Source organism: Paenibacillus mendelii, from assembly GCF_024498075.1.
In the GTDB taxonomy this organism is placed as follows: Bacteria; Bacillota; Bacilli; order Paenibacillales; family Paenibacillaceae; genus Paenibacillus_Z; species Paenibacillus_Z mendelii.
Genome location: NZ_JANHOF010000005.1, coordinates 106,258 through 129,148 on the forward strand (window position 1 = coordinate 106,258; position 22,891 = coordinate 129,148).

Here is a 22,891-nt window from a genome sequence, read left to right on the forward strand (position 1 = left end):
TGCGTACAGAACAAAAAAAGCGATATTTCCGAATTATTACCGTCCAAGCTGTTACTGTAGAGAGGAACACATTCTGGTATACTAGTCAAAGCAACTATCCCATCCACGTGTAACGTAGCAAGTGCGGACTTCTTTATGAAAAAAAGGCGCTTAGACATCCTGGGCATTATGGTCGGGGCGATGTTGTTCGCATTGGCCATCAATCTGTTTGTCATTCCCAATCAATTAGGGGAAGGCGGGGTTACGGGAATCACAATCATGCTATACTATTTGTTCGAGTGGTCTCCCGGACTCATGAGTCTCATCCTCAACTCCATTCTATTGATTGTCGGCTATAAATTTCTGGATAAAACACGGTGCTGTATACGATTATTGCCGTCGCATTCCATTCCCTATTCTTGTATTTAACTGAGGATGGCGTATTGTTTCCGATAGCGTGCTCAAAAAAATGGTCCGCTCGATCGACAAAGAGGCATTCATTACGATTCATGATGTACGCGATGTATTTGGCGAGGGGTTCGTGGACATTTCAAAGTAACGTGTTTAAAGACGCTATAGACAGCAAAAGGAGATCGAACATGCCTACAATTACGACAAAGCCATTCAATCAAGACATGCAAGCCATGCTAAGTGAAATACGATCCAGTTATCATGCAGGAGAATTGAGCCAGAGGGAACAATCGGAATTATCGGACGAGATCTGTCTCATCGAAGACGATTCGGAGATGGTCGGATATGGCGTGATCTGGGAATATGAGAATGGTAAACAGTTAATTCAAAAGGCGGAGCGGGATTACTTCAACGAAGATGAGCGATACCTGGAGAAGGATTTCTATATTGAAATGAAAGGCAAAACCGATTTTGTCTTCATCGAAGCGCTGGATGTATTGAAGGAGCATGAGGGCAAGGGGTATGCGAAATTCTTTATCAACTGGCTGAAGGACAAGTACCCGCATCAAAAAATATACGTCTATACGCTGGATAAATCACGTAATTTTTGGTTTAAGCAAGGCTTTGAGGTGATGGGGAGTACGGCTTGGATGACGTATAATTAAATGGAAAACGTTAAAACCCACGTCCTTACGGATGTGGGTTTTAACGTTTTCGTGACTAACGGCGAGACCTCCGACATCATAAGGAGGCCTATTGGCGTATTGCCTATTATCTCATCAGGTTTCCGTCATGACCCCGCCATTGACATGCAGCACTTGGCCTGTAACGAATGATGAGTCGTTCGATGCCAAATAGATGTACGTCGGTGCGAGCTCAAACGGCTGGCCTGCCCGTTTCATGGGGGTCTCTAGACCAAAGGTCTTCACATATTCGGCGGAATAGCTGGATACAATCAGCGGCGTCCATATGGGACCCGGCGCCACGGCGTTTACCCGTATTCCTTGATCGACTAGTTGAAGCGACAAGGAACGGGTAAAAGACACAATAGCCCCTTTAGTCGAGGAATAGTCGACAAGAAGAGGAGCGCCTGCATAGGCGGTTACGGACGCTGTGCTGATAATCGAGCTGCCGGGACAGAGGTAGGGAAGCGCGGCCTTAGTCATGTAGAAGAGCGGGAAAATATTCGTGCGGTACGTATTCTCCAATTGTTCGTCGGTAATGTCCAGGATGCTCTTCTGCGGAAATTGAACACCTTGGTTAAGCACGAGAATGTTAATCGAGCCGTATCGCTCCAGCGTTCTGCGGACGACCTCGGAGGAGAATTCCGGCTGGCGCAGATCGCCCTCGATCAGCAGGCAGCAGCGGCCGTAATGCTCCACCATTTGCTTAGTAGCTGCTGCATCTTCCCGCTCGTATAAGTAAACAATGGCGACATCCGCACCCTCTTTGGCGAATCCAATCGCAACGGCACGGCCAATACCGCTGTCGCCCCCCGTAATAATCGCAGTTTTCCCGGCAAGCTTCCCGCTTCCTTTGTATCCGGGATTATCGGATATTGGAATCGGGTTCATGATATACTCCAGTCCGGGTTGAATATCCTGATGCTGCGGCGGGAACGTGATGGGTACCTGCTTGCACTTCGTTTCTTGACCGTAATAAGGATACATTGGAATCATTGAAAGTCCTCCATCTGTGCAGATATAGGCAGGATATTCACCCAATTGCAGATGTGGAACATGGAACAATCGATGTGTCTTGTTTGGTTTCCATGAATTGGTATAATAATGGTGTCGAACAAGCCTCATCCGGCTTAGAAGCTGCTATTATCCAGCTTGGCGGACAAGGTTTGCTCTCATCTGGATCACGATGCTAACCATAGCAATCGAGAAGAAATCGATCCCTCAATTGTCTGCTACTATGAATAGTAAGATCGCATTACGAATTATACCTATGCAAAGGAGAGAATGATCAATGTCCAAAGAATTATGGCTTAACCTCCCGGTAAAGGACCTCAACAAATCCAAAGAGTTCTTCACCCGAATCGGATTTTCCTTGAATCCGCAGCATCCTAATAATGATGAAGCCGTCAGCTTAGTCGTCGGAGACAACAAGGTAATTGTTATGCTATTTCCGGAGTCCACATTCAAGGGCTTTACGAGACATGAAGTCGCAGATACCCAGCAGGCAGCCGAAGTATTACTGTCAATCGGCGCGGAGAGCAGAGAAGAAGTCGATGAATTGGTGAGGAAGGCGGCCGAAGCCGGCGGTACGATTTACGGTAAACCTGGCGGTGAAGAGTGGATGTATGGAGCCGGGTTCGCTGATCTGGACGGCCATCGGTGGAATGTGCTGTATATGGATATGAGCAAGAGGCCATAGGCGGCCGGTGATCCTAATGCTTCATCCCCATAACCAAACGCAGTCCGGTAACCGACCTGCGTTTGGTTTGAACGCGCATACAAGCCGTTTACACTCCGATTCGATACCTGCAGGAGGCGGAACCGAGCCACGTATGGGGATTGCCTGCCCAGCACCAGCCGAGCTTGGGCTTCCCGCCGCTGATCCACAGAGCGGTAACTCTTTTATCACCGCATCGTGAACCCGGCAGCGAGAAACCGTTATTTTTCATAACGCAATCCGGATAATGGGTAACTAGCGCGATTCCCTCCTCCAGGGTAAGGGGGGAACGATCAGCAGCATGAATGCTCTTCATGGCTTCATTCGGCGTGACGTTAAGCGTTTCTCTGCCTGTGTCGATATTAACCGCCAAGTACGCGATGCCGCTGGGAAGCTCGATTCCCTCTATGGGCTTGAAGCTTCTAATCTCCTCGGCATCCATCACGCTGAAGCCTAACCTGCCATTTCGCTCAACATGCTGCATCGCTTGTTCTCCGTTGATCCAATCGCTCTTGATGACGATGATATAAGGCACGCTTCCATGGCGTTCTTCTTCAGACTTCACCTTCTCGTTCGTCTCGATTGTATCTTGGAGGGGCTCCAGTTGTTTTTTTGAATGCAGCCTCGCTTAATCCGGCAAGGTTCGGATAGCCCTTGTGGATCAAATTATCGACTTGCCGCTTAAACTCACTATGGAACATGAGAGGGATCACCTGCCTTCATTCAATATTGGATCATGAACCGTACAGCTTCATCATACAACATGGAAGCTAATTCTAAGCTTGAATGATTAATCCCTTGATTCTGCTGCTCATGCTTGAAAAAACATTATAAATGGGCTTTAATCTTTATGGGTATAACTAGCCGAGGTGAGCTCATGAAGATGAGACCGATCGATATTGCAAGAAAGCTTCGCATAAGCACCAGCGCCTTAAGAAATTACGAGGCACAAGGAATCGTTCCTGCTGCCGACCGCTCATCAAGCGGTTACCGGATGTATACAGAGGTGCACGCGGCATATTTTGAATGCCTTCAAGTGATGACACCCGGCTTCGGGATCGAAACAACGTCAGAAGTTCTTCGGAAGCTTCAAGTAAAGGATGTTGACTCCGCGCTGCGGCTGGTCAATGAAATCCAAGCCAACCTTCATCGTGACCGAATCTTAATTGAGGAAACGATTGACGCCCTCGAGACCAGAGCGCCTGGCACACCGGATACGAGCGGAATGGAAGATTGGAAGACCATTGGAGAGGTTTCGGACGAGACGCAGATCCCAAGCTCAGCCATCCGGTACTGGGAGAAGGCGGGTCTCATCACTTCATCAAGGGATCCGCAGAATGGGTACCGAATATTTAACCGATCGCAGATACGCAAGATCCAGCTGCTGAGCACCTTGCGGCAGGTTGAATATTCATTCGATGTAATAGGGCTCAAACAAGCCATCGCGGGAATGGACCATAATGATGTCGAGCAGATCAGACGGGTCGCCGGCGCGACATTGGACTACATGAACAACTTAACGCGGGAACAGCTGCGCGGCGGATATTATTTATTCGGTCTATGCCGGATGTTAAATCTGCTTGACGGGAAAGGCATTGATGGTATGGCGACGAACAAGACGGAGCAAGAAACAGGGAAGAAGCCGGAGAAGCTGTCCGGCCATCAGCAAGTCGTAGAATTCCTACATGCGCTCGAGCATCCGCTTAAGACGGAGATCGAAGAGGTTCGAAGAATCATTCTAAGCGCTCATGATGGCATTACGGAGCACATCAAGTGGAAAGCGCCAAGCTTTTGTCATCATCATGAGGATCGGGTAACGTTTAATCTCCACGGTAAAGGATTTTTCCTGCTTATCTTCCATTGCGGCTCCAAGGTGAAGGATCGTGCAGGAGAGGGACGATTGATGGAGGATCCTTCAGGGCTGCTGGAATGGGTTACCGATGATCGGGCTACATTGAAATTTACCGGCAGGGCAGATGTGGAGGCAGCAAGAGAGAAGCTTCCCCTATTAATAACGAAGTGGTTAGAAGCGGCGAGCTCGTAGAACAGCAGAAAGCGTGTCCACCACGCTCCATGGGTATACGACGAATACGGCTGCATCCAATATGATCATGATTCTGAAGACCTTGCTGAGAGAGATCGATATTCCCGTCATTGCGGAGGGGAATGTCGGCACGCCGGAAATGTTCAAGCGATGCTTGGAGCTTGGGGCGGCTTCCGTGGTTGTAGGCGGAGCGATTACAAGACCGAAAGAAATCACGGCGCGGTTCATAGAGATGATTTCGTGATCACGGATTCGTCCGATATAAGAGGAGGCTGTCCTAGTCATTGCTGATGACATTGGACAGCCTCCTCTTGGTTCATGTGATTATACAGCCTGCCGACGAGCTTACCATTCGAGGATCTATCTTACGACACGAACGATTTGATTGCGTCCGTTTCTTTTGGCCTGATATAAGGCTTGGTCCACGGAGTGGAATAATTCATTGAGAAGAGGGCGCGATTTATAAGAATGATCAATCGTGAATGTATGTATGGACAGCAGTCCTATGCTAATGGTAATCGATAATGGAGGCGAGACATTGCGGACGATCATCTGGTTCGATTCGACTTTGGTTTTGACTCGTTCCGCCACGAGGTTAGCCTGGGCCGGCGTCGTATTTGGGAGGTAGATGATAAATTCCTCTCCTCCATAACGAGCCAATATGTCTGTCTTCCGCAGCGATTGTTTGATCGTATCCACCGTGCTGCACAGCACTTCATCGCCGACCAAATGTCCGTAATTGTCATTGACTAATTTGAAATAGTCGATATCAAACAACAGGATCGCAAACGGGATGTGATAACCCATATTTTTGATGACTTCGCGTTCTAACTGCTGCGTCAAGTAATGCCGATTATAACAACCGGTCAAATTATCGGTGATCGCCATTTGCTCAAGCTTCTGATTGGTGTAATAGAGTTCATTCTTGATTTCCCGTAAAGAATGGTTCCGGTTCTGTAAAATTTCATTCTGGTAGTTCGTCTCGTCAATGAGGCTTCGAAGCTCGCTCATATCCTGAAACGTGATGATTCGTCCGACCTTCGTATCGCCAGCCATGATCGGATCGGCATGAATATGGACGCGGGATCCGCCAAATTCAGGATAAGCGACTTCAATTTCGGAACGCTTCAGCGGAAGCTCCCGGTAAGCTTGAAGGAATACTTCAGCTGCGCGAGCAAGCTCGTCTCCTTGTTCTTCAGGGAGAATGGCTGCGATATCAAAGCGGTCGCCTATATGCAAGACGATATGGCGGGGAAGCGACTGGTTGATTTCTATAATGGTATCATGATCATCAAGTACGACAACCCCGAGCGCCATCGTGTTTATAACATCCTTATGAGCGATGTTCACAATATCCAATGCCTTATCACGCGTAATGGCAATGACAAAACATACAGCAGCAACAAGGATGCCAAGTGATGTCAGCCCCGGGATGTCAGGCAGAGAATCGCGATCGATCACATAAAGGAAGATGTCGAACAAGGTGAACGCGGTCATCACCAGCATTCCCTTAAGCACCTGTTTCACTTGCCTTTGCAGGCGAGAGGCCTTGTGGGAGAGTAAGGTTAGAAACATGATGGAAAGCGAGACGACAACATAACCGATCAAGATCGTAATAATAAACCAGAACAGGGGTCCGTATGCTCTTTGGATGTATCCGCCCTCTAGAGGTTGAACGAACATAGCGTTAGGATTCATGATGACAGTGAATGCGGCCAATACAGCAGGAACATAAATCGCAATCGATCTCTTTCGTCGCAGAAACAATGACCGGCCCGTCAGGAAAAGCGTAAAGAGCAGCCATCCAACGGCAAACAACGCCATATCTACGAATGCGAGCTTTACATAAAATAATTGAATCTTGACGTTATCCGTGGCTTTTATAGCAAACTGGCAGAATGGCCATAGCATCATAGAAAAGTGGAAAGCTAAATAAGCTTTATGCAAATTTGTGATCGTGACCGAAAGAAACACATAAGCAAATAGAGCGAACAACAAGATAAACAATGAGAAATCATTCCATGCCATAAGACCCAAAATAGAGCCCCTCCTACGTGATGGTAATCATTGATTGGAATATTTCGTTTGGGTCAAAAGCCTTGCAGTATTAAACTAATATATAAGCAGAATGAAAATAAAACAACATATCAAGCTATATAGAGCAGATTTATCTTCTAAGAAGCTGTTCATGCATCCTCCTGTTGACCGACCACCTTCAGAAGGTGGCGTATCGAATTAACGGATACCGCAATAAATTCAACCAAATGGTTGACAGTTGGAAAATATTCCTTATAATTAACCATATGGCTGAATATAAAATTGAACTCCTGAACAAGGTTTTTCATGCACTGGCGGATCCAACCCGCCGGGAGATGGTGAAGCAGCTCGCTTATGAGAATCGTACTGTAACCGAATTGGCGTCACCGTTTCGAATCTCGCTGGCTGCCGCGTCCAAGCATATTAAAGTCCTGGAGGAGGCAGGACTGCTTCAACGATCGGTTCAGGGACGGACTCATATTTGCCGGCTGGATCCTCAATCACTAGCTGCGGCCAATGAGTGGATCCGCTTCTATGAGAGCTTCTGGAGCAACCAGCTCGCTGCTCTGGAGCGCGAATTGGATGAAGCTGAACCGACAGAATTAGGAATGGTTAAGGAGGAGCATAATGACTAGACATGCGCATGTTAAGGCTCAAGTCACACACCGCTTCAAGGCTTCGCCGGAGCGCGTGTTCGATGCTTGGCTCAATCCGGAATTCGCGACAAGATGGCTGTTTACTTCACCAACCAGCGATCCGGCTGGGCGGCGGATGGAGATGGATGCCCGCGTGGGCGGCAGCTATACGATCGTTGATCGCCGCAATGGCACAGACTATATCGGCGATGGTGAATACGAGGAGATCGATCGTCCGCACCGGATTGTCTTCACGTTCAGAATGGCTCAATTCAGCGAAGCGATAGACCGTGTCATCATCGAGATTAAGGCCCTCGAAAGCGGTTGCGAGCTCACGTTGACGCAAGAAATCACGGTACCGCATGAGGATTCGGCTTCACCCAAGCAGATCCAAGAGATGCTTGCCGCTTATAAAGGCAGTACCGAGAAGGGCTGGACGAAGATGTTCAAGGCTCTGGAGAAGCAACTGGCTTCACACCAATAATGGAGGGGATACTAATGGGGAACTCAAATCAGAAGATCAATACGTTCTTGTTATTCAAAGGTCAAGCGGAGGAGGCGATGAAATTCTACACCTCGATATTCGATGATTCGGAGATTAATCATGTGTTTCATCAGCAAGACGGTTCCGTCATGCATGCCGCGTTCACGCTGAAAGGACAGACGTTCATGTGCACGGACAGCAACCTGGATCACAAGTTTACGTTCACTCCGGCGATTTCGTTATTCGTCACCTGCGATACTTCGGATGAAATCGACCGCGTATATGCGGCATTAACTCAAGACGGTTCGGTGTTAATGCCGATGGACTCCACGCCTGTCAGCGAGAAGTTCGCTTGGGTACAGGACAAGTATGGCGTTTCGTGGCAGTTGAATCTTGCGAAAAAAATGTAAAGCTTAAGAGTTGAAAACGGCCGAGATTCTCCACAACTCGGCCGTTTTTTATTACACCCATTTATCGGATGACGAGTAGCTGCCTAGCACTTATCTATGGTTTTCCTAATAGGATATGTGGAGTCGCATATTCCTAAGGAGGATTGATATGGATGCGAAGGAAAAAACTTTTATTAAAAAGGAATTTCTCAACTCGTAGAGTGGCACAGCGTCATGTTCATGAATTTGAAGGCAGCACGCAGCTGGCTGAAGAAGGTGACGATCGACATAACCATCGCTTTGCAGGCGTTTCAGGGCAAGCGATACCGGTAGGAAATACCCATGTCCATGATATTAAACTATCCAATACTGATTTTTTTGACCATTTTCATAGACTGAGAAGGATTAGAACGGGACCGGCTGTCCCAGTCGGGAATGGCAAGCACGTTCATTTTGTTACAGGTCAAACGACATTGGTCGATGGCCATGTACACCGCTTTAAATTCGCAACATTGATTCAGTCCCCTCTAACTTAGTAAATGTTCGAGAAGCAAGGGGGTGTCCCACAAGTCATTCGAGAATTGACTTGCGTGCACCCTTTTTTCATGTATGAAATATCATCCATTTACATATAAGGTCTTGCAGATTACGCGGTTAATATGACAAAATTAACATTATTTGTTACTTCGAGAAAGGCAGGTACCTATGAAACGATTACTGCATAGAAGAACGATGCTCGGCCTCTTATTACTGTTCATTGTGGGATTGACAGGTTGCGAGGAGGAAACAGGCGATAATGGTCTGCAGAAAGATGAAATCGCTTACAAGGAAGCCCCGAAGGATTACGTGAGCCAGCCTTTGATTCTGGATGAGATGGATGATGCTGTCGCGATCCATTATTCGACCTGGTTCAATCCCGTCCATCGAGAGGGAGGTCTTACATATGATATATCGAAAATTCTGGAGCAGGCCAGGCGCACCGGCAAAGATCCGGAATGGGGGCCGCTGCACGCCTTCCATTATTGGGGGCAGCCGGCGCTCGGGTACTACCGTTCCGATCAAGCTGATGTGATACGTACGCATATGAAGCAATTATATACCGCGCAAATCGATTTCATCATTCTGGATCATACGAATGCAAGCAGCGGCTGGAAGAATGGGGTCTATATCGATGAGATTTTTCACGACCCCGTTAAGGTGCTGCTGGATACGATGCTGGACATGCGGCGCAGCGGCGAGCCTACCCCGCATGTTGTCATCTGGGCGGGAAGCTCGCCGAATGATCCGGAACCGCAGTGGGCAGGGATGGATGTTTATGAACGTCTGTATAAGGATGGCCGGTATGACGAGCTGTTTGTGAAATATGAAGACAAACCGCTGCTCCTTACTACCGATATGCAGCCTGAGCCATTGAAGGAGCATTTTACACTGCGGAAAATGTGGGGCTTGCAAGGGACGCTTCAGGAGAAAGAATGGTCCTTCCTCCAAGAATATCCGCAGAATATCGCCATGAACAGCGGTAAGCCCGAGCAAATGGTTGTTCTATCTGCCATGCAGCGGGGCTATATGTCGGAGAATAACGCCATTCCCAAGCGGGGCGGGCGAACGTTTGCCGAGCAATGGCAGCGGGCCTTCGAGGTGAGGCCGAAGATCGTTACCGTCACATGGTGGAATGAGTGGATCGCCCAACGATTCGAGGACGAGAACGGGAAGACCCGGTTCGTAGATGCCTATTCACCGGAATACAGCCGGGATATCGAGCCCATGCAGGGCGGATATGGCGATCAATATTACCGTTGGCTGATTGCCTATGTTACGGCTTACAAGAATCGGGAACCTTTCCCGCAAGGCTTGATTGAATTACCCTACGCTATGAATGAGGGCTTGCTCGATATCGGCTCCTTCGAGACCGGCACGGATGGCTGGAAGCCAGGGAAGGGAACAGAGAAGCTGGCATTAGCCGCAGTTGATGACGAGGATGCTCCCAGGCCTGCCGAAGGCCGCGGATTGCTAGCCGTCCATGCGACAGGCAAGACATCCCGGATTGAGCATGTTCTGGCCGCACCTTCGGATTGGCGTGCGTTCGACGAATTGGAGGCCAGCATATTCGTGGACGAGGAGACGAAGCAGCCGGGCAAGGCCGTTCTGAACTTAACCTTCGCTGACGGCACACAGGATGAACATACCTTTCCATTAACAAAGGGGCGGAACTATGTTAGCTTCGAATGGCCTAACGGACCGGCTTACGAGAAGGTAGAGCGTATAGACATTGCCTGGAACCGCAGCGAAGGCGGGAAGGCGGTGTGGTACGCAGATGAAGTGAGAGTCCGCTCGAGTAATAGCCTAAATATTGAACCTGTCAGAGTCGTGTTGGACCAAGCAGGAGAGAGCGCACAGCTAAGTCCGGAAACCTCTCCAAAAGGTGCCGCTTCGGATTTAACGTCACAGATATCATATGAATCAGCTGATCCGAATATAGCGACGGTAGATAAGTCCGGTCGTGTCACCGCTGTCGCACCCGGAGAAACGACGATCACAGCGCGTTACGGGTATAAGACGGATCTGGTTCCGGTGGCAGTACGCCAAATGATTTCGCTGACCGTAACGCCAACTGAAGCGACCCTGGTTCTGAATGCCTTGGATGCACACTTGAATGTTCAAGCGGAAATATCGGACGGAACCGTGCAGGATGTTACGAATGATCCCCGTACGAGCTATTCATCTGGGGATGATTCGATTGTCACCGTGAATGATGACGGCACTTTGCGGGCCATCTCACCCGGGAAGACGGACATAACGGCTTCATATCTAGGGCTTACATCTAAGATGTCCGTTCAAATTGTGGAAGCCGGTGACATTCTGCTGCTAGGGAGCTTCGAAGCCGGCACGGATGCATGGGTCGCAGGCGATTATGTGACACAAGCTCTGGCAACCGTGTCCGCTGCGGCGGAGCATGTACCCGAAGCTTACGAAGGAAAGGGACTGCTCGAGATTCAATTAGGTGCGTTCGATGGCAGTCTATGGAAGAGTACAGTGCGCAGCTTTGATTCGCCGCTCGATCTGACGGCTTATTCAAAATTGGCTTATTCGATAAACGGCTGGGGCGGAGCTCCTGGTGCAACAGGTTATAAGGCTAGGATTCGCTTGACTGCAGCGGACGGAACGGTGTGGGAGCGTGAGAATGAGATGAGCGGCGGGTGGAATGCATATACGGTGGAGCTTGGCGAGTGGCCGAAGCGGTCGCAAGTGGTGAAGCTGGATATTGGGTTCCAGGCTGTGGACGGCAAAGGAGAATGGGCAGGGAAATATTACATCGATGGCGTGAATGCCCTTCGATGAGGAGGAATAGGGCAGCGATGAACCGGCCTATGCTGGAGGCCGGTTCGGTTAAGCACTCGTTTGACAACGTCATGGAATTCGTTTTAACTTATCTTAATAGGATGCGATTGAAGAACCCTAGGAATAACGATAGATATAGAAGACTGCTCCACCTGTGGAGACCTCTTCATCCAATCTAATATATACAGACAGGAGTAACTCCATTGTATCGCAATTTGGAAGATTGTATTGTCGACTTGGAAAAGAACGGGCATCTGGTTCGTATTCGCGAAGAGGTGGATCCCTACCTGGAGATGGCCGCGATCCACTTGAAGGTCTATGAGGCCGGTGGTCCTGCATTGTTATTCGAGAATGTGAAAGGCTCTAAGTTTCGTGCGGCATCCAACCTATTCGGCACCGTAGAGCGCAGCAAGTTTATTTTTCGCCATACTTGGGATGCGGTCCAGAACGTAATGGCTGTCCGTAACGATCCTATGAAGGCCTTGAAGAATCCTTTGAACAATATCGGAACCGGGTTAACGGCCCTGAAGGCTCTTCCGCTTAAGAAATCCGGAAGTATGCCGGTTGCCGCGCAGGAAATTAACATAGCGGATCTGCCGCTTATTCAGAGCTGGCCTATGGACGGCGGTGCTTTCGTCACCCTGCCTCAGGTGTACACGGAAGATCCGGACAAGCCAGGCATCATGAATTCCAACTTGGGGATGTATCGTGTTCAACTGAGCGGCAATGAATATGAATTGAATAAAGAGATTGGCTTGCATTATCAAATCCACCGCGGTATCGGCGTTCACCAAGACAAGTCGAACAAACAAGGACGCCCTCTCAAGGTGAGCTGCTTCGTAGGCGGTCCCCCCGCTCATACATTGGCTGCTGTTATGCCTTTGCCGGAGGGATTAAGTGAAATGACCGTTGCAGGGATGCTGGCAGGCCGGCGTTTTCGCTATAGTTATGAGGACGGCTTCTGTATCAGCAATGATGCGGATTTTGTCATAACCGGTGAAATTCATCCCGGTGAGACCAAGCCGGAAGGGCCATTCGGCGATCATCTGGGTTATTACAGCCTTACGCACCCCTTTCCTCTAATGAGAGTGCATAAAGTGTACGCCAAGCCTAACGCCATATGGCCGTTTACGGTCGTTGGGCGGCCGCCGCAGGAAGATACCGCATTCGGTGACCTCATCCATGAGCTGACGGGCGATGCGATCAAGCAAGAAATCCCGGGTGTGAAAGAAGTCCATGCCGTGGATGCCGCGGGCGTCCATCCCTTGCTCTTTGCAATCGGGAGTGAACGCTATACGCCCTATCAACAAGTCAAGCAGCCGGCCGAGCTGCTCACCATCGTCAATCGCATCTTAGGCACGGGGCAGCTGAGCCTGGCCAAATATGTATTCATCACGGCAGAAGATAAGAGGCCGCTGGATACCCATAACGAAGTGGATTTCTTGACTTATATCATGGAGCGTATCGACCTTCAGCGAGACATTCATTTCTATACCAATACGACGATCGATACGCTCGATTATTCCGGTACAGGTCTGAATAGCGGCAGCAAGGTGGTCTTCGCCGCTTACGGGGACAAGAAGAGGGAGCTGTGCACCGAGGTTCCCGAGGTCTTGAAGGAATTAAGAGGATTCGAGAACGTGAGAATGGTCATGCCGGGTATTGTCGCCGTTCAAGGGCCTGCATTTGCAGACTACGCGGGAGCTAAGCGGCAGCTAGAGCAGATGTGCAGCGCGATTGAAGAGAAGGGGCCCATTCCTTCTTGTCCAATGATCATCTTAAGCGATGATAGTACATTCATTAGCGCGTCAATCTCCAATTTTCTATGGGCAACGTTCACACGCAGTAATCCTTCCCATGATATCTATGGCGTGAATAGCCATTATGAGAATAAGCATTGGGCTTGCGATAATGTAATCATCGATGCCCGTGTCAAGCCGCATCAAGCACCGCCGTTAATTCCGGATCCAACCGTTGCGAAGAACATCGAGCGGCTATTTGTCCAAGGAGCCAGTCTGGGCGGTATGAAGAATCTGTAAGTGTACAAGCAAAAAAGCTGATCCGCGAGGGTCAGCTTTTTGCTTTTTCTCCTTTTGGAAAAAGGAAATAGGTAATGGTGATGATGAGATCGATCCCGACCACAACCGACCAAATTTTCAAGATGCCGGATAATGCTTCAGTCTGGGCAGGATCTTCGACGGCATATATGATTGTGGCCAAAAGCCCGGCGCCAATGAGATAGGCAAGAACATGCTTCAACCAGCCTTTCAAATAGTGCCTGGCGTAGTCGAGTCCGTATCTCTTTAAGGGTGCTGGACCTTGCTTCGTCACGTAATACTGGAATCGCTCATCCGCCCATTGAATCATGCTCTTGCCAAAAGCAATCGACACACCCAGATAGACCGCCGCTATACCATGAGCTGTCGTTGCTACTGCACCTCGGTACAAATCTACGCCTGTAATGATTAATAAGGCAAGATCGATTACGGGTACCAAGCAAAGCAATAGGAAACCGAGTTTGTTTAACTTGAGTACGTAACGCGCTACCAGACCTAGTAGGATCACGCACCAGAATGCAATTTCACAGGCAACAATCATCCAAGCCACAAAACTCAATGGAACACCTCTTTTTTTAATTTAACTGTAACGAACGGAAACGAAATGATCAATCGTTTCAACCGGAAAAATTCTCTTATATTACATATTGATATATGTTGAATTGATATATGTTCCATGGTATTATATGTTTATCTCGAGGAAGATAATGGAGAAAGAGGGGATTCTTTGACCAGTCAAGATGTGATCCTGGGGATATTGATGGATGACAGCCATTCCGGGTATGAGATCAAGCATAAATTTGAGACGCTGTTTTCTTATTTTTACAACGCTAGCTATGGAACGATCTATCCGACACTCGGCAAGATGGAGAAGCTCGGATTAATTACCAAAGAAAGCATTCTACAGGACGGCAAGCCGAATAAGAATGTGTATACGATTACCGAGGCAGGCAGAGAAGCGTTTGTGCAATATTTGGAAAGCGATATTCAAGGCGTTGAATTGAAATCCGATTTTATGGTGCGGCTGTTTTTCGGTGAATGGACGGAGCCGGAGCGTGTCATCAGGTGGCTGGAGAGGTCAATTGCCAAAGAGGAACGCCAAATCGAGAGATTGAATGCCGATTATGAGCGCTGGAAATCTCACATGAGTCCCACACAGGAAATATGCATCGCACTAGGCATCGCCAATCAAGAGAGCAATCGCCGGATTCTATTAGAAGGACTGGCGAAATTAAAAGCTCAATTATAAGGGAAGAGGTGTGCTGTGCAAAAGGAAAAAACAGGCCTTATCATTCTGGCCATGGCGCTGGGGCTGCTGATGTCGTCATTGGACAATACGATCACATCGGCCGCGCTCAGTCATATTATTAAGGATATTGGCGGCTTCGAGCAGGTCAGCTGGGTGTTCACGGCATATATGCTCGCTTCAACAAGCATGATGCTTGTATTCGGGAAGATGTCCGATTTGTTCGGACGCAAGCGGTTTTATTTAATTGGCATCTCAATCTTCTTAATTGGATCTGCGCTCTGCGGAACTGCGCAGGATATAACCCAGCTTATCGTGTTTCGGGCAATTCAGGGTATTGGAGCGGGCGCAATTCTTCCCATCAGCTTCACGATTATCTATACGGTATTCGCAGATCCGAAGCAAGCGGCCAAGATGTCAGGCGTATTCGCCGGCATATTCGGATTGTCCTCGGTGGCAGGACCGCAGCTAGGGACGTTGTTATCGGAATACTGGGGATGGAGATGGTGCTTCTATGTTAATTTGCCGATTGGCATCATGTCGTTCCTCGTCCTATTGTTCGCCTTGAAGGAATCCCGTTCCGAGAGGAAACCGAAGATTGACTACTTGGGAACGGTATTCCTGATCATATGTACTGTATCCCTCATGCTGGCCTTGGAATGGGGAGGCAAGGACTTTGCCTGGTCATCGTGGCAGATTCTGTCGCTGCTTGCCGTTTCACTTGGGGTAGGTGCTCTGTTTATTCTCGTCGAGCTCCGAGCGGAAGAGCCCGTATTACCGTTGAATTTATTCAAGAATCGAATGGTGGTCGGGCTGAGTTTGGCCTGTCTGTGTCAGGGGGCGATTATGTTCTCCGCCATCGCATACTTGCCGATCTTCTCGACAGCGGTGCTGGGCCAGGAGAATTCCAACGGGCTGTTAACGCCGATGATGGCGTCTTTGATCGTGGGCGCGATTTCCTTTGGGTTTCTGCAATCCAAGTTTGCGTACCGGACATTGATCGCTGTTGCTATGGCGGCAGGGGTCATTGTGAGCTACTTGCTCACGACTGTCGGTCATGATGCGTCCAGGTGGTATATGATCGGACTTATGATCCTGCTGGGTCTTGGGGCGATCGGTCCTCTGATGAGCGTGGCGCAGACGGCTATGGCAGCTAGCGTGGAGCGCAAATATATCGGGATCAGCTCTTCCATTGTAGGCTTCTGGAGAAGCATTGGCGGCGTGCTCGGCGCATCCATCATGGCAACGATTGTGAATAACAATCTGAAGACGATCATTGCGGATGGGGCTGCTGCGCATCATATTCCGCAGGATCAGATTGGCACCTTAGCGAGCCCGGAGCAGCTTGTGCGCGCGACGGGAACCGTTCCGAAGGAGATACTTGATTTCGTCCGGGATTCACTAGGGACAGCGATCAATCATGGTTTTATTCTATGTATCGTCTTTGCCGTCATTGGCATAATAGCAGCGGTGGTGGCTGGTCCTGGAAGACATGTCATGCCGTCGGACGCATCTGCTAAACAAGTTTCCCAAGCCGGCTAAAGGCATGACGGGATGGTAAGAAGGCTGAGAAGGAGTGGAATCCTTCTGAGCCTTCTTTATGCTATCTATATCCCCATCCATTCCCGATATAAGGCTGCTGCTGCGGATAATCCGGATACTGACGCGGCATATGGCCGTACGGCTGGTTGGTATGGTGATTCGGAAATGACATATTGGCTCCTGCGCTGCCTTGAACCTGCTGCGTGTGGCAATCGTTGGGCGGTCCGATGAACACGGTTTGCGTAATGGGAGCGAAGGTGGCTTTTACTTGTGCCTCGTTGAGGCAATACGTGTGAGCGAATACGCTCGCAGGCGTTAATCGCAGCATGTCGGATGCGCCTATGAATTCTGGAATCGGAGCGTCGAAGATGGCTAATAAATGGGTGTTGTCGACAGTGGCCATTTCATAATGCCACCATCCTTGCGGCACATTGGCGACCTGGCCCGGCTGGATCGGAAAGTTGAGAAGCTCCTTGGTAAAGGGGTTAATGATGGAGACAACCGCCGCACCGGAAATACAATATACCAGCTCTGTTGCATTCTGATGCGTGTGGGGCTCGACGACGTTACCGGTACTAAGAAATATATCCAGCAAAGATACATTCCCTAATGTGTTCAGCTGCTTTATGGAAAGCGAATTAATATAATTCCGAGCATCCTTTTTGAAAATAGTGTTATTGCTTAAATCATACGTGAATTGTACGGATGGTGAGGTGAAATCCATATAAGAAACCGCCACAATATTCCCTGCCCTTCATTTCCATATAGGCTTTTGCTCATGGGGTATCTTATGTTGCAGCATTCAGGAAAGTGAATGATAGCATGGATATCGCCACATTTGAGATAAAGCCTTCCAGCGTATTCAGTGAAAAATGCTGATCAAGGCGCCTTCGTGACGGATCTCATTAACCGGTACGTCATCTATATATGGCTTATTGGAGTACTGGTTTCACTCACGGTTCACTTGTCGGGCTATATCCGATTTTCGAAAGTCATCAAGAAAACAAGTAAGCCGGGTCATCGCTGGGAGAACAGCCTGCTTCGCATTCTGGCGGATGGCCGTTATCGAGTAAGGCTTGTTCGCAACCCTTATGCTGCTACGCCCATGCTCGTCGGAATCCTGCGTCCCCTGATCGTCATTCCTGATACGAACTATAGTGAAGTTCAGTTAAAACATATCTTGCTGCATGAATTGACGCATCTAAAGCGATACGACATCGTCATCAAATGGTTCTCGATGATCGTGACCTCCCTGCATTGGTTCAATCCCCTTATGTATTGGATGAGACGGGAAATCACTCGGAGCAGTGAATTATCATGCGATGAAGCGGTCATACGCAAGCCTCTTGGGGGACTAACACCTGTGAATATGTGTTTGCATCAGATGGCAAGTTCGATGATGTGGACACGGATCTGTAATGACTAGCGGGAGGCCTCGAAATCCCAAAGCATTTTCTTTTTGCTTTCCTTATTTTGGATAAATGGTGAACGTGATATAGTTAGAGAGATCAACTAACGACAGAAGGTGGGATGGAGTGAATCAATCCAAGACGTTTATGGAACGGTCGAGGGATCGAAGAGAGCAAACTAGAAGAAGCGGTTGTTCCCATTCTTAGCTATTCTTGTTCTAGAGTCCTATTAGACTACTGAGCGAAAGAGGAGCGAGTGCCATGTCGCGTGTCATTCAATTTGAAATCGAGGCCAAGGATCCCGAGAAGAAAATCTCGTTCTACCAAGACGTATCGGCTGGAAATTCCAACCGGTGTAAAGGGGAGGCAGAAGTATGAGTAATCTCAAAACGCAAAGTTATGACAACCATATGAAATTTGCGCCTTTGTACCATTTTATACTCGCACCTCTCTCCATTATTTTGTTCATCGCATCGATTGTTCACTTGTTCCAAGAGGACTATCGTTTTTCAGCTGTCTTACTTACGGGTATTTCACTTTGCATTGTAATACTAGCAGTGCTTGTACGGCAATTTGCAACCAAATTGCAGGATCGCAGCATTCTTCACGAGGAGAACTTTCGGCATTTTCATCTTACCGGCAAACCATTGGATTCAAGACTCACCTTGCAGCAGATCATTGCGCTTCGTTTCGCGGAGGATGCCTCGTTCCCGGAACTATGCTTGAAGGCCGCCGAGACCGGTATGGAGCCTGCTAAGATCAAGAAATCCATCACGCATTGGAGAGCGGACCATCACCGGGTTTGAATGTATGCCTTGAAAACAAGCTAAAAGACTGAACGTGGTCATACCATGTTCAGTCTTTTGTTTATTTGATCGATTGCCTGCATAAGGACTTGAATCGATTATCGGCCTGCTTCGAGCGGGTACGATCCAAATATGGCGATTATTTGAACAGACTACCCTGCGATCCCTATTTATTTCTATTAAAGGATTGATTCTGCAAAATCATACCCTTAATATGTAAGTATTAAATAATGAACGGGTGTTTACTAATGCAGAAGCTTAAGGAAGAGGTGCGCCGCGCTATTCTGAATGCTGCGCTGAAGTCGTTCAAGGAGCAAGGGTACGCAGCAGCCTCGATGAGGAAGATCGCGCAGGATGCCGGTATTGCCGCTGGCAACATATACCGGTATTACAGCGGCAAGGAACAATTGCTTGACGCCATCATTGGGCCGGTATTTGAGAAATGTGCAGCTTATATGGATGAGTATCGCCGAATGCTGGATGTCCCCCTCGCGAAAGAGCGAAACAAGAAGCAGTATTTCGACATGGTGCGGGACACGATGGTCGGATTGTTCAAATTGCACAGCTCCGAGTTTATGATTCTGCTCAATCGCAGCGAAGGTACCCGATACGAGCATGTGAAGAACGAATTGATGTTGTTCGTAGAGAAGATTCTGGTAGATGAGTTTCGGCTTGTGCGGGGAAACCGCGAACATTACTCAGGGCAGGACGGGGCGCTGGCCAGCATGCTGGCGGGCACGCTGGTAGAAGGGTTAAGCCGGATCATCAGGGACCATACAGACACTGTGACGATCGAGATGCTGATCGACAGGCTGTTGGATGTATACAACACAGGCATAGCATTTGTGATTGAGGACATGAGGGGGATAGAACGATTATGATGGCTTCTATTATTAAATGGCGCTGGACGCTGCTTATCGTCTGGTTAGCCGCGACGACGGTGCTGACGATCGTTCAGCCGGATGTCAATGCGATTCTGCATGAGAGGGGACAGGAGCCGCTCGCGGCAGATAGTCCTTCACGCGTGGCGAACGGGCTGCTGAGCAAGATGTCGGAGACCGAGGGTACAAGCGATATTATCGTGTTCTTCAATGAAAATAAGCTGTCGGACGCGGACATGAAGGAGATCGAGGCAGGAATCGGGAGCATGAAGGACAAGCAGAAGGAGCTCGGCTTCTCCCAGCTTCTCGATCCCATTACGATGCCGGATGCCAGATCGGCCCTGATATCCGAAGACGGTACGACATTGATGGCCAGCTTCACGCTGGATAAGATGGGCCGAAGCGTCGACGACATTCAAGCGCAGTTCGACGACGCGTTGAAGGATGTGGACGTGGAGTACTACTTGAGCGGCGAGGATTTCATTCAAAACGACTACTTGAAGGCTTCAACGGAGGGCGTGGAGAAGAGCGCGGCGCTGACCGTCATTTTCATTCTGGTCGTGCTGGTACTCATGTTCCGGTCGGTCATTATCCCGTTCGTTTCATTGGCGGCGGTCGGCGTATCCTACTTGGTCTCAATGGGCATTGCCGCCCAGATTATCGAGAAGCTGAATTTCCCGGTAACGAGCGTGACCCAGATGCTGCTGGTGCTCATTCTGTTCGGGATTGGCACGGACTATAACATCCTGCTGTTCAACCGTTTCAGGGAGGAGCTCGCTAACGGCCGAAGCACGGACGAGGCGATCATAGCATCCTACCGGACAGCGGGTAAAACGATCGTATACAGCATTTTGACGGTATTTATTGCTTTTGCCGGTCTAAGCTTCTCGCCATTTGGCATCTACCAGTCCGCGAATGTGGTTGCGATCGGGGCCATCGTGCTCGTGCTGGAAATATTGACGCTCACTCCTTTTCTAATGAAAGTGCTTGGACCGAAGCTGTTCTGGCCATCCCGTAAAGTAGAGGGGCACAAGGAAAGCCGCTTCATGGCGGGACTGACGGCTTTCTCCGTCAAGCGCCCTTTTGTGACGACGGCGGCTATCGTCATTCTGTTAGTACCGGCACTGCTGACCAGCGGACAGAAGCTGTCGTTCGACCAGCTCAAGGAGTTAGGTGACAACCACCCATCAACCAAGGGCTTCGGGTTGGTGGCGGAGCACTTCAGCAGAGGGCAGGCTCTGCCGACAACCGTTGTCATCGAGCATGACCAACCAATGGATAATAACGAATCGCTGGGCGTTGTCGACCAGCTTACGGAAGCGTTGAAAGGCATTGACGGCGTTGATTCCGTATCGAGTATTACGCAGCCGCAGTTCAAGCCGGTTGACGATTTCTATGTCAGCAGCCAGTCTCAGAGCGTGACGGAAGGCATCTCCGCATCCAAGAACGGGATCGATCAGATCAAGGACGGTCTTGATCAAATGCAATCGCAGCTCAATGCCGCCGATTTCTCGCAGGCGGATCAGCTGGCATCCGGGACCGCAGAGATTAATGCAGGCTATGTCCAAATCACGGATGCCCTTCAGAAAGCGGCTGCCGGAATCGGCGATGGAGCGGATGGAATAGCCGGCCTGAAGGATGGCATTGGCAAGCTCCGCGTTGGATTGAAGGAAGTGGCGTCGAATACGAACAAGCTGAATTCCGGCTTGTCCCAAATTCAGAAGGGTCACGGCTCGGCGCTGGATGGTTACAAGCAGCTGGCCAAGCAATTCCCTGAGCTGGAGAAGAGTCTCGTCAATATGAACAGCCTCATCTCGCAGCTGGGTATAAGCCATGAGGAGCTGAACGACGATTCCGATTACGTGAAGCTGAAGCAGACAGGAACGGCGCTGGCGACCGGACTCGCCCAGTTCCGCGGCGGGTTGGAAGCTTTGACAGCCAACTATGACAAGCTTCAAGCATCGTTATCCCAGACCACCGGCGGTCTCCAGCAGATTGCCGCCGCTCAGCAGAAGCTCATGCAGGGATTGACGGGCTTGGAGTCTGGGGCGAGCCAGCTGTCGAAGGGACTGGTGCAGGGCAGTGCCGGCGCGACCGAGATTGCGGCTAACCTGAGCAAGCTGAACGCTGCGCTAGGTGAAATTAATAACGGTCAGAAGCAGCTGAATGTGGGTCTTGGATCACTGACCGGCGGCTTGACGCAACTGAAGGAAGGATTGAAGAAGAGCGGTCAGGGTCTTGGCGATATATCCGAAGGACTGGGCAAGACGGGCGATTATCTCGGTCAGCTTACGGGCTCGCGCACGCTGTTCATTCCCCGGGAAGCGCTGGAAAGCGAAGATTTCGGGCGCGCGATGGACTCGTTCATGTCGAAGGACCGCAAGATTACGAAGCTTCTGGTTGTCTTGAGCAACGATCCTTATTCGCCAGCTGCGCTTGATACGGTGGAGCAAATCAATGAAACGCTGGCCTCCAGCATCCAAGGGACTGTGCTGGATGGCGCGGTGTATGGCGCGGCCGGGCCTAGCTCGACCACGTATGATATGAACAAAGTGCAGAGCGAGTCGTTTACCGGAACGGCGATTATCGTCATCATCGGCGTATTCCTCGTGCTGCTGCTCGTGATCCGTTCATTCTTGCCCTCCATCTACATCGTGCTGGCCTTGTTGGCCTCCTATTTCGTGGCGATGAGCGCATCCAAGCTGGTGACCGAGTATATCATCGGAGCGGACGGAGTCTCTTCGTTCGTACCGTTCTTCTCCTTCATCATCATTGTCGCGGTCGGTGTTGACTACAGCATATTCTTGATGATGCGCTACAAAGAGTACGGGGAACTGGCTGTAGGTGAAGCGCTAGTTAAGGCTTCGCGAACGGTAGGTGGAATCATTATCTCCGCCATGGTGATCCTTGGCGGAACGTTCGCTACACTCATACCTTCCGGCCTGGTGCTTCTGATTGAGCTTGCGACCGCCGTGATCGTCGGGCTGCTTGTCTTATGCTTTATTCTTCTGCCAATGCTCGTGCCGGCTCTTATGGCGATGCCGGAAGCGATACAAACGCGGAGGCGTAAATCGAACTAATTCTAGGATTCACCATATAAGCTTGTCTATTCTCTGCCGCATCAACCCGATACCAGGAGTTATTCCGACCCTAGGGATCGCGTTGATGCGGCAGAATCTTCCTTATTCTTCCTAGATCGATTGTCTTTATCAGGATTACTGAATGATCTAAT

The 22,891-nt window shown here is 49.5% G+C and carries 21 protein-coding genes and 2 pseudogenes; 18 read left to right on the forward strand and 5 right to left on the reverse strand.

Annotated features, from left to right (window positions below):
* Positions 1 to 135: 135 nt before the first annotated feature.
* The 3 genes and pseudogenes from NNL21_RS17895 to NNL21_RS17900 form a co-directional block, all read left to right on the forward strand.
* Positions 136 to 442: pseudogene (locus NNL21_RS17895) on the forward strand (YitT family protein); the annotation flags it as partial.
* A gap of 6 nt (positions 443 to 448) precedes the next feature.
* Positions 449 to 538: a DUF2179 domain-containing protein gene (locus NNL21_RS36805; RefSeq protein ID WP_373567579.1), complete on the forward strand. Its 90-nt coding sequence runs from the start codon at positions 449 to 451 to the stop codon at positions 536 to 538.
* A gap of 40 nt (positions 539 to 578) precedes the next feature.
* Positions 579 to 1,055, forward strand: a complete 477-nt coding sequence (locus NNL21_RS17900) for a GNAT family N-acetyltransferase (protein WP_204818585.1) — start codon at positions 579 to 581, stop codon at positions 1,053 to 1,055.
* 114 nt (positions 1,056 to 1,169) lie between these two features.
* On the opposite strand, the gene NNL21_RS17905 is transcribed toward NNL21_RS17900, so the two are convergent.
* Positions 1,170 to 2,069, reverse strand: coding sequence for an SDR family oxidoreductase (locus tag NNL21_RS17905; RefSeq protein WP_204818586.1), 900 nt, complete (start codon positions 2,067 to 2,069; stop codon positions 1,170 to 1,172).
* 295 nt (positions 2,070 to 2,364) lie between these two features.
* Between NNL21_RS17905 and NNL21_RS17910 the strand changes: the two genes are divergently transcribed.
* Positions 2,365 to 2,772 carry a VOC family protein gene (locus tag NNL21_RS17910; RefSeq protein ID WP_204818587.1) on the forward strand — a complete coding sequence of 136 codons (408 nt, stop codon included), beginning with the start codon at positions 2,365 to 2,367 and terminating at the stop codon, positions 2,770 to 2,772.
* 88 nt (positions 2,773 to 2,860) lie between these two features.
* Here NNL21_RS17910 and NNL21_RS17915 read toward each other — a convergent pair whose 3' ends face one another.
* Positions 2,861 to 3,355 carry a DUF5701 family protein gene (locus NNL21_RS17915; protein WP_256555315.1) on the reverse strand — a complete coding sequence of 165 codons (495 nt, stop codon included), beginning with the start codon at positions 3,353 to 3,355 and terminating at the stop codon, positions 2,861 to 2,863.
* A gap of 318 nt (positions 3,356 to 3,673) precedes the next feature.
* On the opposite strand from NNL21_RS17915, the gene NNL21_RS36550 reads away from it, so the two are divergent.
* Both NNL21_RS36550 and NNL21_RS17930 read left to right on the forward strand, forming a co-directional pair.
* Positions 3,674 to 4,834 carry a MerR family DNA-binding transcriptional regulator gene (locus NNL21_RS36550; protein WP_309145334.1) on the forward strand — a complete coding sequence of 387 codons (1,161 nt, stop codon included), beginning with the start codon at positions 3,674 to 3,676 and terminating at the stop codon, positions 4,832 to 4,834.
* Positions 4,835 to 4,841: 7 nt separating this feature from the next.
* A pseudogene (locus NNL21_RS17930) lies at positions 4,842 to 5,078 on the forward strand (tRNA-dihydrouridine synthase); the annotation flags it as partial.
* 116 nt (positions 5,079 to 5,194) lie between these two features.
* Here the strand turns inward: NNL21_RS17930 and NNL21_RS17935 are convergent.
* Positions 5,195 to 6,862: a histidine kinase N-terminal 7TM domain-containing diguanylate cyclase gene (locus NNL21_RS17935; protein ID WP_204819084.1), complete on the reverse strand. Its 1,668-nt coding sequence runs from the start codon at positions 6,860 to 6,862 to the stop codon at positions 5,195 to 5,197.
* 275 nt (positions 6,863 to 7,137) lie between these two features.
* On the opposite strand from NNL21_RS17935, the gene NNL21_RS17940 reads away from it, so the two are divergent.
* From NNL21_RS17940 to NNL21_RS17965, 6 genes are all read left to right on the forward strand, one after another.
* Positions 7,138 to 7,506, forward strand: coding sequence for an ArsR/SmtB family transcription factor (locus NNL21_RS17940; RefSeq protein ID WP_204818589.1), 369 nt, complete (start codon positions 7,138 to 7,140; stop codon positions 7,504 to 7,506).
* Entirely contained in the window at positions 7,499 to 7,990 is a 492-nt protein-coding gene (locus NNL21_RS17945; protein WP_204818590.1) for an SRPBCC family protein, read from the forward strand. The genes NNL21_RS17940 and NNL21_RS17945 overlap by 8 nt, the downstream gene beginning before the upstream one ends.
* Before the next feature lie 14 nt (positions 7,991 to 8,004).
* Complete coding sequence (locus NNL21_RS17950) at positions 8,005 to 8,400, forward strand: VOC family protein (protein ID WP_204818591.1); 396 nt, start codon at positions 8,005 to 8,007, stop codon at positions 8,398 to 8,400.
* Between the two features lie 152 nt (positions 8,401 to 8,552).
* Positions 8,553 to 8,915 (forward strand): YmaF family protein, encoded by a 363-nt coding sequence (locus tag NNL21_RS17955; RefSeq protein ID WP_204818592.1) that lies wholly within the window; start codon positions 8,553 to 8,555, stop codon positions 8,913 to 8,915.
* A gap of 169 nt (positions 8,916 to 9,084) precedes the next feature.
* Positions 9,085 to 11,718: an Ig-like domain-containing protein gene (locus NNL21_RS17960; protein ID WP_204818593.1), complete on the forward strand. Its 2,634-nt coding sequence runs from the start codon at positions 9,085 to 9,087 to the stop codon at positions 11,716 to 11,718.
* A 203-nt stretch (positions 11,719 to 11,921) separates the two neighbouring features.
* Complete coding sequence (locus NNL21_RS17965) at positions 11,922 to 13,757, forward strand: UbiD family decarboxylase (protein ID WP_204818594.1); 1,836 nt, start codon at positions 11,922 to 11,924, stop codon at positions 13,755 to 13,757.
* A gap of 31 nt (positions 13,758 to 13,788) precedes the next feature.
* Here NNL21_RS17965 and NNL21_RS17970 read toward each other — a convergent pair whose 3' ends face one another.
* The gene (locus NNL21_RS17970) at positions 13,789 to 14,334 is read right to left on the reverse strand and encodes a hypothetical protein (protein ID WP_204818595.1); all 546 of its coding nucleotides are present in this window, start codon (positions 14,332 to 14,334) and stop codon (positions 13,789 to 13,791) included.
* Positions 14,335 to 14,502: 168 nt separating this feature from the next.
* Between NNL21_RS17970 and NNL21_RS17975 the strand changes: the two genes are divergently transcribed.
* Both NNL21_RS17975 and NNL21_RS17980 read left to right on the forward strand, forming a co-directional pair.
* On the forward strand, positions 14,503 to 15,024 hold the full coding sequence (locus NNL21_RS17975; RefSeq protein WP_204818596.1) for a PadR family transcriptional regulator: 522 nt from the start codon (positions 14,503 to 14,505) through the stop codon (positions 15,022 to 15,024).
* 15 nt (positions 15,025 to 15,039) lie between these two features.
* Complete coding sequence (locus NNL21_RS17980; RefSeq protein WP_256555316.1) at positions 15,040 to 16,563, forward strand: DHA2 family efflux MFS transporter permease subunit; 1,524 nt, start codon at positions 15,040 to 15,042, stop codon at positions 16,561 to 16,563.
* A 61-nt stretch (positions 16,564 to 16,624) separates the two neighbouring features.
* Here NNL21_RS17980 and NNL21_RS17985 read toward each other — a convergent pair whose 3' ends face one another.
* The gene (locus NNL21_RS17985; protein ID WP_204818597.1) at positions 16,625 to 17,302 is read right to left on the reverse strand and encodes a cupin domain-containing protein; all 678 of its coding nucleotides are present in this window, start codon (positions 17,300 to 17,302) and stop codon (positions 16,625 to 16,627) included.
* A gap of 126 nt (positions 17,303 to 17,428) precedes the next feature.
* Between NNL21_RS17985 and NNL21_RS17990 the strand changes: the two genes are divergently transcribed.
* The 4 genes from NNL21_RS17990 (at position 17,429) to NNL21_RS18005 (ending at position 22,739) form a co-directional block, all read left to right on the forward strand.
* Positions 17,429 to 17,989, forward strand: a complete 561-nt coding sequence (locus tag NNL21_RS17990) for a M56 family metallopeptidase (protein ID WP_204818598.1) — start codon at positions 17,429 to 17,431, stop codon at positions 17,987 to 17,989.
* 357 nt (positions 17,990 to 18,346) lie between these two features.
* Positions 18,347 to 18,778 (forward strand): DUF6526 family protein, encoded by a 432-nt coding sequence (locus NNL21_RS17995; RefSeq protein ID WP_204818599.1) that lies wholly within the window; start codon positions 18,347 to 18,349, stop codon positions 18,776 to 18,778.
* 248 nt (positions 18,779 to 19,026) lie between these two features.
* Positions 19,027 to 19,659 carry a TetR/AcrR family transcriptional regulator gene (locus NNL21_RS18000; protein WP_204818600.1) on the forward strand — a complete coding sequence of 211 codons (633 nt, stop codon included), beginning with the start codon at positions 19,027 to 19,029 and terminating at the stop codon, positions 19,657 to 19,659.
* Positions 19,656 to 22,739 (forward strand): MMPL family transporter, encoded by a 3,084-nt coding sequence (locus NNL21_RS18005; protein WP_204818601.1) that lies wholly within the window; start codon positions 19,656 to 19,658, stop codon positions 22,737 to 22,739. The genes NNL21_RS18000 and NNL21_RS18005 overlap by 4 nt, the downstream gene beginning before the upstream one ends.
* Positions 22,740 to 22,891: the final 152 nt, after the last annotated feature.